Here is an 8,710-nt window from a genome sequence, read left to right as displayed (position 1 = left end):
ACCTGGGTGACGACTGGCGGTCGGGCCGGCTGCGGCTGTCAGTGGCGCTGCCCAACGGGCCGGGTTGGGCGGCGGGGTCCCGGTGGTTCCGCTGTGACGTCACCGAGCTGACCACCGTCGAGGCGGCGGCCACCGTGGTGGTCCGGTCGGGCAGTCTGCGGGACGCCTTGAAAGGGCCCACCGCGCTGCGCCTGGGTTGCCAGCAGAGCCGCGCGGGCGCCGGCCGGGGGGTGCAGACGTTGATCCCGGTGGAGTGCGGCGCACAGCACGACGCGGAGTTCGTCGGGGTGTGGCGGGCACCGGATCGGCCGTACCCGACCCGGGACGCCGATTGGCTGCCGCTCTACACGGGTTGTCGCAGCGTCCTCGCCCGGTACGCGGGCGTACCGGACGACGCCACGCTGCGTTTCCGCAGCGGGGTGGTGGTCCGGCCGCCGGGGGCGGGGCGGTGGAAGGTCGGTGATCGGGGGGTCCGCTGCTATCTGTGGCTCAGCGACCGTACGGTGACCGCCTCCCTGAAGGGCGCCGGCCCGGCGGGTCTGCCGGTGCGGACGAAGTGACACTGGCCTGACGGTCGACGCGGCGCGGCGGGCGCCGGACGGCGTCGCCCAAACCACTCGTCCCGCCCCCGCCGCCCCGGGCGAGGACGGTTCGGGTTGACTGGGGGAATGCGTTTCCCGACCGTCGACCTGCCCGCCCTGCCCACGCTGCTGGCCGCGCCAGCGCCCGGCTGGGTGGAGACCACCGACGTGATCGTGGTGGGTTCCGGCGTGGCCGGGTTGACCGCGGCGCTGCACCTGCGCGAGGCGGGTCTGCACGTCACGGTGGTCACCAAGGTCAACATCGACGATGGCTCGACCCGCTGGGCGCAGGGCGGCATCGCCGCCGTGCTCGACCCGGCCGACTCCCCGGCGGCGCATGCCCGGGACACCGAGGTCGCCGGGGTCGGGCTGTGCGACCCGGCGGCGGTCCGGGTGCTGGTCGAGGAGGGCCCGCCCCGGCTGCGTGAGCTGATGCGGATCGGCGCCGAGTTCGACAGACACCCGGACGGCTCGTTGATGTTGACCCGCGAGGGCGGGCACCGGGCGGACCGGATCGTGCACGCCGGCGGAGACGCCACCGGCGCGGAGGTGCAGCGTGCCCTGCACGCCGCCGTGCAGCGCGACCCGTGGATCCGGCTGGTCGAGCACGCCCTCGTGCTGGACCTGCTGCGCGCGCCCGGCGACGGCCCGGACGGGCTCGGCCCGGCGTGCGGGATCACCCTGCACGTGCTGGGTGAGGGCAGCGAGGACGGCGTCGGCGCACTGCTGGCCCGCGCGGTGGTGCTCGCCACCGGCGGAATGGGGCAGGTCTTCTCGGCCACCACCAACCCGGCGGTCTCCACGGGGGACGGGGTGGCGCTGGCGCTGCGGGCCGGCGCGGCGGTGACCGACGTGGAGTTCGTCCAGTTCCACCCGACCGCCCTGATCACCCCGGCCGGCGCGGGGGTGCCCGGGGCCGGGCACGCGCAGCAGCCGCTGGTCTCCGAGGCGTTGCGCGGCGAGGGCGCGTACCTGGTGGACGCGGACGGCAAGCGGTTCATGGTGGGCCAGCACGAGTTGGCCGAGTTGGCCCCCCGGGACGTGGTGGCCAAGGGCATCCACCGGGTGTTGGTGGCCACCGGCGCGGACCACGTCTTCCTCGACGCGCGGCACCTGGGCGGCGACTTCCTGGCCGGTCGGTTCCCCACCATCGTGGCGTCCTGCCTGGCGATCGGCGTGGACCCGGCGACCGACCTGATCCCGGTGGCGCCGGCCGCCCACTACGCCTCCGGCGGGGTCCGGACCGACCTGCGCGGCCGTACCTCCATCCCCGGCCTGTACGCCTGCGGCGAGGTGGCCTGCACTGGCGTGCACGGCGCGAACCGGCTGGCCAGCAACTCGCTGCTGGAAGGGCTGGTCTTCTCCCGGCGGATCGCCGAGGACATCGCGGCCGGCCTGCCCGAGCAGGCCCAGCCGGCGGACGTCGGCGCCTGGCGTGGCGGCACGGGCTGGGTGCTGCCGGCGGAGGTGACGCCGACCCTGCAGCGGGCGATGACCCGGGGGGCCGGGGTGCTCCGATCCGCGGCGACGCTGGCCGAGACGGCCGGGACGTTGACCGAGCTGGGTGTTGCCCGGGGTCGCCCGCGCACCGCCGACTGGGAGGCGACGAACCTGCTGACCGTGGCGTCGACGCTGGTCGCCGCCGCGTACGCCCGTGGTGAGACTCGGGGCTGCCACTGGCGGGAGGACTTTCCGACGGCCGACGAACGGTGGCTGGGCCATCTCGTCGGGGCGGTCGGGGCGCAGGGCCGGGTGACGCAACAGTGGGAGGGGAGTTCACGGTGAGCGCGACGGAGATGGCGTTGACGGGGCCGACGGCGGTGGCGTTGCAGGCGGCCGGACTGGAGCCGGCACAGGTGCGGCAGGTGATCGAGGGCGCGCTGGTCGAGGATCTGGGCCCGGACTTCCTGGACGTCACCAGCGTGGCCACCGTCCCGGCGGAGCAGACCGACACGGCCGACCTGGTGGCCCGCGCGGACGGGGTGTTGGCCGGGATGGCGGTGGCCGCCGCCGTGTTCGAGCTGGTGGGTGAGGTGACGGGCTTCGGTCGTACCGTCGAGGTGTCGGTGCTGGCCCGCGACGGTGAGCGGGTGGCCCGCGGTGACGTGCTGGCGACGGTGACCGGCCCGACCCGGTTGCTGCTGACGGCCGAGCGGACGGCGCTCAACCTGCTCTGCCGGATGTCCGGGGTGGCCACCCACACCCGGGCCTGGGCGGACGCGCTGGCCGGTACGAAGGCGATGGTGCTGGACACCCGCAAGACGACGCCGGGCCTGCGGGCTCTGGAGAAGTACGCGGTGCGGGCGGGCGGTGGCACCAACAAGCGGATGGGCCTCTACGACGTCGCCATGATCAAGGACAACCACAAGCTGGCGGCCGGGGGCATCACGGCGGCCTACCGGCGGGTCCGGGAGGCGTTCCCGGAGGTGCCGGTGCAGGTCGAGGTGACCAGCGTCGACGAGGCGGTGGAGGCGGTGGAGGCCGGGGCGAACTTCCTGCTCTGCGACAACATGACGCCGGAGGCGCTGGCCGAGGCGGTGGCCGCGGTGGGTGACCGGGCGGAGCTGGAGGCGACCGGCGGGCTGACCCTGGAGGTGGCCGGCCGGTACGCGGCCACCGGCGTGGACTTCCTCTCGGTGGGCGCGTTGACGCACTCGTCGCCGATCCTGGACATCGCGATGGACCTGCGTACCGACTAGTTGTCTAGGCTGCGTGCGTGCTGCTCTGCATCGACATCGGAAACACCAACACCGTGCTGGCGACCTTCGACGGCGACAAGCTGGTGCACTCCTGGCGGATCAAGACCGATGCCCGCTCGACGGCGGACGAGCTGGGCCTGAAGTTCCGGGGTCTGCTCGCCGGGGACAACGTCGAGATCACCGGCGTGGCCGCCTGCTCCACCGTGCCGGCCGCGTTGCGGTCGCTGCGGACGATGCTCGGCCGTTACTACGCCGACCTGCCGAGCGTGATCGTGGAGCCCGGTGTGCGGACCGGCGTGCAGTTGGCGATCGACAACCCGAAGGAGGTGGGCGCCGACCGGGTGGTGAACACCCTGGCGGCGTACACCCTCTACGGCGGCCCGTCGATCGTTGTGGACTTCGGCACCACCACCAACTTCGACGTGATCAGCGAGCGCGGTGAGTTCCTGGGCGGCGCGTTCGCCCCGGGTATCGAGATCTCCTTCGACGCGCTGGCCGCTCGGGCGGCGCAGTTGCGCAAGGTGGAGGCCACCAAGCCCCGCTCGGTGATCGGTAAGAACACCGTGGAGTGCCTTCAGGCCGGCCTGTACTTCGGCTTCGCCGGGCAGGTGGACCGGATCGTCGAGCGGATGACCGAGGAGTTGGGCGAGGTGCGGGCGGTGATCGCCACCGGCGGCCTCGCCTCCCTGGTGATCAACGAGTGCCGCACCATCACCCACCACGAGCCGATGATCACGCTGATCGGCCTGCGGATGGTCTACGAGCGCAACCGGTGACCCCGGCCGCCGTCGGGGGCGGCCGTCGGGTGGACCTCAGCGGCGTCGGGCGCGCAGCACCAGCGTCCGGTACGGCAGCTCGATGGTGTCCCGGCCAGCGAGGGCGGGGTGGGTGTTCAGGAGTTCGGTCAGTTCCCGCTCGACCCGCCGTTGATCGTCCGTGGTGGCGGTGAGCCAGTACGAACGGGTGCGGACCACGCCGCGCAGCTCGTCCGGCGTGAGCGTGCTGTGGTGCCGGAACTCGCGCCGCTCGATGGGGTCGAAGGCGGAGCCGAAGTCGGGGTGGTCGTTGCCCGCCAGGCTGGCTGAGTTGTCGCCGAAGTGGGCGATACGACCCAGCTCGGCCACCCAGTCGACCCTGTCGTCCCGGATGTTCCACAGGGGGGCGAAGGTGCCACCGCCACGGAGCACCCGGGCGATCTCGGCGTGCGCGGGCTCCCGGTCGAACCAGTGGTACGCCGTGCCCACCAGCACCGCGTCCGCGGCCGAGTCGGGTAGCGGCAGGGCCTCGGCGGTGCCCGCCAGCGCCGTCGTGCCCGGGGTGCTGACGGCGAGTTGCGCCCGCATCCCCGGATCGGGCTCGACCGGTACGACCTGGTGGCCCAGGGCCAGCACGGCGCGGGTCAGGATGCCGGTGCCGGCCGCGAGATCCACCACCTGGCCCGCCCGCAGCCCGCCGAGGGCCCAGCGGACCGCAGCTTCGGGATAACGTGGCCGAAAGCGGTCATAGTCACTCGCCGCGACGCCGAAGGACAGGGCGTGAGTGTGATCCGCCATGACGGGCAGGTTATCCGGTAACAGCCACCTGAGCGCTTGAGTACGCTCGGGCCTGACCCCCCGTAGTCATCGTGACGAGGAAGCGTGCCGTGAGCGAGCAGAACCCCGTGCCAGTGGACCCCGCCGACGACCTTCCCGAGCAGATGAAGGTCCGCCGGGAGAAGCGGGACCGGATGCTCGCCGAGGGTGTCGAGCCCTACCCGGTCGGCTTCCCCCGCACCACCACCCTGGCGCAGGTCCGGGCGGCCTACGCCGACCTGCCGACCGACACCGCGACCGGCGACCAGGTCGCTGTCACCGGCCGGGTGATCTTCGTACGCAACACCGGCAAGCTCTGCTTCGCGACCCTGCGGGACGGCGACGGCACCGAGTTGCAGGCGATGCTCTCGCTGGACCGGGTCGGGCCGGAGCGGCTGGAGGCGTGGAAGCGCCTGGTCGACCTCGGCGACCACGTCGGCGTCACCGGTGAGGTGATCACCAGCCGTCGGGGTGAGCTGTCGGTGTTGGCCCAGCACTGGGAGATGACGGCGAAGGCGCTGCGACCGTTGCCGGTGGCCCACAAGCCGCTGTCCGAGGAGGCGCGCGTCCGGCAGCGTTACGTCGACCTGATTGTCCGGCCGCAGGCACGGGAGATGGTGCGTACCCGGGCCGCCGCCGTACGCAGTCTGCGCGATTCACTGCACGGGCAGGGCTTCATCGAGGTGGAAACGCCGATGTTGCAACTGCTGCATGGCGGCGCGACGGCTCGACCGTTCGTGACCCACAGCAATGCGTTGAACACCGATCTGTATCTGCGAATCGCTCCCGAACTGTTTCTCAAGCGCGCTGTGGTCGGCGGCGTCGACCGCGTCTTCGAGATCAACCGCAACTTCCGTAATGAGGGTGTCGACTCTTCGCACTCGCCGGAGTTCGCGATGCTGGAGACGTACCAGGCGTACGGCGACTACGACACGATCGGCGAGTTGACCCGTAATCTCGTGCAACAGGCGGCGATCGCGGTGAGCGGTTCGACTGTGGTGACCCACGCCGACGGGCGCGAGTTCGACCTCGGCGGCGAGTGGCGGTCCGTGACGTTGTTCGGTGTGCTTTCCGAAGCGCTGGGCGAGGAGGTCACGGTCCGCACCGAACGCTCACGCCTGGTGGAGTACGCGGACAAGGTCGGATTGGCGGTGGACCCGAAGTGGGGCCCGGGCAAGCTGGCCGAGGAGTTGTTCGAGGAGCTGGTCGTTCCCGGCCTGGAGGCGCCCACCTTCGTCCGGGACTACCCGGAGGAGACCAGCCCGCTCACCCGGGGCCACCGCAGCGAGCCGGGGTTGGCCGAGAAGTGGGACCTCTACGTGCTCGGCTTCGAGCTGGGCACCGGGTACTCCGAGCTGGTCGACCCGATCGTGCAGCGGGAACGGCTGGTCGCCCAGGCGCAGTTGGCCGCCCGTGGCGACGACGAGGCGATGCGTCTCGATGAGGACTTTCTTCGGGCGATGGAGTATGGAATGCCGCCGGCCGGCGGTATGGGAATGGGAATCGACCGGCTGTTGATGGCGCTGACCGGCCTCGGAATTCGGGAAACGATCCTCTTCCCCTTGGTCCGCCAGGAGTAGTCCCGGCCGGAGCTCACGGCGGGCCGTAACGGGGTCCTATTGACGCGACGAGCGGCGCGGGGGTTATTGTGCTCTAGTTAGCAGGAGCGCCCTGCTCGAAAGGAATGTGGGACGTGGCCAAGCAGATCATTCACAAGCTGGTCGATGACCTGGACGGCGGGGACGCGGACGAGACCGTCAAGTTCGCCCTCGACGGCGTTCAGTACGAGATCGACCTGTCGAGCGCCAACGCCGCGAAATTGCGTGATGCATTTGCCGCGTACGTTGGCGCCGGCACCAAGGTCGGCCGTGGTGGTGTCGTGATCGGTGGGCGGGCTGCCCGCGGTCGCGGTGGCGCGACCGCCGATCGGGAACAGAACAAGGCGATCCGGGAGTGGGCCAAGAAGGCCGGCAAGGACATCTCGGACCGGGGTCGTATCCCCCAGGAGATCGTGGACGAGTTCCACGCGAAGCGCTGACCCGTCAGCAGCGTGGTGGCCAGCCGCCACCGCAGGCGACACCGACGCCGGGCCGGAGGAGTTCTCCGGGCCGGCGTCGCCGTATCCGGGATGTCGCGTCGTGTGCCCGTTCGGGGTGAGTGACCGTTTCGCCGCTGGGGTCGCGGTGGCCGCTCGGGGGCGGCGTCGTCGGGTCCGGTCCGGGCCGGGAAGCAATTCGAGCCGACCGTCGTTGTCCACAACCAGTGGACCAGCTGTCCACAACCTGTGGACAACCTCCCCAGGGTCCGGCGCGACGCTTGTCGCGACCGCCGGTCCGGCCGCCCGGAGCCTCCGGGAGCGCTTCCGGACCCCGGATCGGGCTTCGGTGGCGCCAGTCGGATTTCGCTCTGCGCGTAGCGACAGGGCTACCGGAACACCTCCTGAGCGCGGACGGTTGTTCAAAACGACGTGGAACTGACCCAGACCGGAGACACACGACCTCAGCTGAGTCGGTCAGCGACGATAGAGTAAGGAGGCACGGACGCCCGTCCTGGACGTTCGTGCACCGGCCCCGCCAAGATCTTGACCATCAAGGCGCACGGCACGTGAGGAGCACGAGGGCATGTTCGAGCGGTTCACCGACCGAGCGCGACGGGTTGTCGTCCTGGCCCAAGAAGAGGCCCGGATGCTCAACCACAACTACATCGGTACGGAACACATCCTGCTGGGCCTGATCCACGAAGGTGAAGGCGTCGCGGCTAAGGCCCTGGAGAGCCTCGGCATCTCCCTGGAGGGCGTCCGCCAGCAGGTCGAGGAGATCATCGGCCAGGGCCAGCAGGCGCCGAGCGGGCACATCCCGTTCACGCCGCGGGCGAAGAAGGTGCTGGAGCTGTCGCTGCGCGAGGCGCTGCAGCTCGGCCACAACTACATCGGCACTGAGCACATCCTGCTCGGGCTGATCCGTGAGGGCGAGGGCGTCGCCGCCCAGGTGCTGGTCAAGCTCGGCGCCGACCTCAACCGGGTCCGCCAGCAGGTGATCCAGCTGCTCTCCGGCTACCAGGGCAAGGAGCCTGCCGCGGCGGGCGCCGCGCCGGGTGAGGCCGCGCCGTCGACCAGCCTGGTGCTGGACCAGTTCGGCCGCAACCTGACCCAGGCCGCCCGCGAGGGCAAGCTCGACCCGGTCATCGGGCGCGAGAAGGAAATCGAGCGGGTCATGCAGGTGCTCTCCCGCCGTACCAAGAACAACCCGGTCCTGATCGGTGAGCCCGGCGTCGGTAAGACCGCCGTGGTGGAGGGGCTGTCCCAGAAGATCATCAAGGGCGAGGTGCCCGAGACCCTCAAGGACAAGCAGCTCTACACGCTCGACCTGGGTGCGCTGGTCGCGGGTTCCCGCTACCGCGGTGACTTCGAGGAGCGCCTCAAGAAGGTGCTCAAGGAGATCCGCACCCGCGGCGACATCATCCTGTTCATCGACGAGATCCACACCCTGGTGGGTGCGGGTGCCGCCGAGGGCGCCATCGACGCCGCCAGCATCCTCAAGCCGATGCTGGCCCGTGGCGAGCTGCAGACCATCGGTGCCACCACCCTCGACGAGTACCGCAAGCACCTGGAGAAGGACGCCGCGCTCGAGCGCCGGTTCCAGCCGATCCAGGTGGGTGAGCCGTCGCTGGCCCACACCATCGAGATCCTCAAGGGTCTGCGCGACCGGTACGAGGCCCACCACCGGGTGAGCATCACCGACGCGGCGCTCGTGGCCGCCGCGACGCTGGCCGACCGGTACATCTCCGACCGCTTCCTGCCGGACAAGGCGATCGACCTGATCGACGAGGCCGGTGCCCGGATGCGGATCCGCCGGATGAC

Annotated in this window: 8 protein-coding genes; 7 read left to right on the top strand and 1 reads right to left on the bottom strand. The window is 71.0% G+C overall.

Annotated elements, in window-relative coordinates; genetic code table 11:
• From KBX53_RS13175 to KBX53_RS13160, 4 genes are all read left to right on the top strand, one after another.
• On the top strand, positions 1-560 hold a 560-nt coding region (locus KBX53_RS13175; protein ID WP_210859463.1), incomplete at its 5' end, for a septum formation family protein.
• 108 nt (positions 561-668) lie between these two features.
• The gene (locus KBX53_RS13170; protein ID WP_210859461.1) at positions 669-2,366 is read left to right on the top strand and encodes an L-aspartate oxidase; all 1,698 of its coding nucleotides are present in this window, start codon (positions 669-671) and stop codon (positions 2,364-2,366) included.
• Positions 2,367-2,377: 11 nt separating this feature from the next.
• Positions 2,378-3,280, top strand: a complete 903-nt coding sequence (gene nadC / locus KBX53_RS13165; protein ID WP_247675554.1) for a carboxylating nicotinate-nucleotide diphosphorylase — start codon at positions 2,378-2,380, stop codon at positions 3,278-3,280.
• 17 nt (positions 3,281-3,297) lie between these two features.
• The gene (locus KBX53_RS13160; protein ID WP_030327937.1) at positions 3,298-4,056 is read left to right on the top strand and encodes a type III pantothenate kinase; all 759 of its coding nucleotides are present in this window, start codon (positions 3,298-3,300) and stop codon (positions 4,054-4,056) included.
• A gap of 36 nt (positions 4,057-4,092) precedes the next feature.
• On the opposite strand, the gene KBX53_RS13155 is transcribed toward KBX53_RS13160, so the two are convergent.
• Positions 4,093-4,833, bottom strand: a complete 741-nt coding sequence (locus KBX53_RS13155; protein ID WP_210859459.1) for a class I SAM-dependent methyltransferase — start codon at positions 4,831-4,833, stop codon at positions 4,093-4,095.
• Positions 4,834-4,922: 89 nt separating this feature from the next.
• On the opposite strand from KBX53_RS13155, the gene lysS reads away from it, so the two are divergent.
• From lysS to KBX53_RS13140, 3 genes are all read left to right on the top strand, one after another.
• Entirely contained in the window at positions 4,923-6,431 is a 1,509-nt protein-coding gene (gene lysS / locus KBX53_RS13150; protein ID WP_030327934.1) for a lysine--tRNA ligase, read from the top strand.
• A 113-nt stretch (positions 6,432-6,544) separates the two neighbouring features.
• Positions 6,545-6,889, top strand: coding sequence for an Lsr2 family protein (locus KBX53_RS13145; RefSeq protein ID WP_081883668.1), 345 nt, complete (start codon positions 6,545-6,547; stop codon positions 6,887-6,889).
• Between the two features lie 583 nt (positions 6,890-7,472).
• A partial coding sequence (locus KBX53_RS13140) for a Clp protease N-terminal domain-containing protein (protein ID WP_210859457.1) occupies positions 7,473-8,710 on the top strand: 1,238 nt, incomplete at its 3' end.

Source organism: Micromonospora sp. M51, from assembly GCF_018070305.1.
GTDB lineage: Bacteria > Actinomycetota > Actinomycetes > Mycobacteriales > Micromonosporaceae > Micromonospora > Micromonospora parva.
This window is presented reverse-complemented; position numbering and strand designations above follow the sequence as displayed.